Here is a 1,610-nt window from a genome sequence, read left to right as displayed (position 1 = left end):
GGCACGGCGACCTATGACGGCCTGGCCATCGCCTGGGCCTGCGCCGAGGCCCTGCATGAGACCAACCGGTCGCGGACCCTCTTCGCCACCCACTATCATGAGCTGGCGCGGCTGGAGGAACGGCTCGACCACGTCTGCAACCTGTCGATGAAGGCGCGCGAGTGGAACGGCGACCTGGTCTTCCTGCACGAGGCGGCACCGGGCGCGGCGGATCGGTCCTATGGGGTGCAGGTCGCGAAACTGGCGGGGGTGCCGGCCTCCGTCGTGGCGCGGGCGAAGGCCGTGCTGGACCGGCTGGAGGCCGAAAAGGCCGCCCACGACCGCCTCGACGACCTGCCCCTGTTCGCCATGATGGAACCGGCCCCGCCGCCGATGCGGTCGGCGATGGACGAAGCCGTCGCCGCGCTGGACCCCGACGCCCTCAGCCCGCGCGAGGCGCTGGAGGCGCTGTATCGGCTGAAGGCGATGAAGGGGTAGCAGACAGCGTCTCCTCCCTGCTCGCCGCCCGGCGCCGGGGGAGAAGGGTCGTCACTTCTCCTTCAGCCGCTTCACCGCTTCTCCAGCCTGGTCGCGGTGCCGGCGCTTGATGTTCGCACCGAGCGTGGCGATCAGGGCTGCGAACACCGCCGCGTCATCCGTGAAGCCGATGCCGGCGAAGATGTCGGGGATGGCGTCCAGCGGCAGGACGAAATAGGCGAGTGCGCCCAGCATCATCCCCTTGGCCGCCGTCGGCGTCTCCGGGTCGCGGGCGGCGTAATAGACGCTGAAAAGCTGGTCCAGGAAGGGCACGCGGGCGGCCGTCGAGACGACCTTGGGCCAGAAGCCGCGCTTCACCTTGACCTCGTTGGCGCGCACCACCGAGGGCACCAGCGATCGGGCCGGGTCCAGCACATCTTCCGGTGTAACAGGTTGTGATCCAGTCGGCATCGCCGCTAAACCCTCCGCAGCATCCTTCGATCCCGACAACATAGGAACTCTCGCGATGAAACTCGACTCCTCCATTTCCGCCGTCATCACCGGCGGCGCTTCGGGCCTCGGCGAGGGCACGGCCCGCGCCATCGCCGCCACCGGCGCCAGGGTCGCCCTGTTCGACATGAACGAGGAGAAGGGCGAGGCCATCGCCAGGGAGATCGGCGGGGTCTTCTGCAAGGTCGATGTAACCAGTGACGAAGAGGTCGCCGCCGCCTTCGCCAAGGCCCGCGCCGCCCACGGCCAGGAGCGGCTGACCGTCAACTGCGCCGGCATCGCTACGGGCCAGAAGACCGTGTCGCGCAAAAAGGACACCGGTGAGGTCCGCGCCCACGACATGGCGTCGTTCGAGCGCACCGTGCGGATCAACCTGTTCGGCACCTTCCGGGTCCTGTCCCAGTCGGCCCTGGGGATGGTGACGCTGGACCGGATGGAGGACGGCGAGCGCGGTCTGGTGGTCAATACGGCCTCGGTCGCGGCCCAGGACGGCCAGATCGGTCAGGCGGCCTATTCGGCGTCCAAGGGCGGCGTCTATGCCATGACCCTGCCGGTGGCACGGGACCTCGCCCAGGAAGGCATCCGGGTGAACACCATCCTGCCCGGCATCATGTGGACCCCGATGATGGCCGGCATGGACCAGA

Annotated in this window: 2 protein-coding genes and 1 pseudogene; 2 read left to right on the top strand and 1 reads right to left on the bottom strand. The window is 68.8% G+C overall.

The genetic code is table 11. The features are described 5' to 3' along the window. Nucleotides 1-477 (top strand): annotated as a pseudogene (locus JHC99_RS18690) (DNA mismatch repair protein MutS); the annotation flags it as partial. Nucleotides 478-528: 51 nt separating this feature from the next. On the opposite strand, the gene JHC99_RS18685 reads toward JHC99_RS18690, so the two are convergent. Next, entirely contained in the window at nucleotides 529-927 is a 399-nt protein-coding gene (locus tag JHC99_RS18685) for a YkvA family protein (RefSeq protein ID WP_292156197.1), read from the bottom strand. A 55-nt stretch (nucleotides 928-982) separates the two neighbouring features. Here JHC99_RS18685 and JHC99_RS18680 point away from each other — a divergent pair. After that, nucleotides 983-1,610, top strand: a 628-nt coding sequence (locus JHC99_RS18680) for an SDR family NAD(P)-dependent oxidoreductase (protein ID WP_292156195.1), incomplete at its 3' end; no start/stop codon positions are given.

This window comes from Brevundimonas sp., from assembly GCF_016463485.1.
Lineage (GTDB): Bacteria > Pseudomonadota > Alphaproteobacteria > Caulobacterales > Caulobacteraceae > Brevundimonas.
Note: the sequence above shows the minus strand (reverse complement) of the source record. Positions and strands in the feature narration are given on the sequence as shown.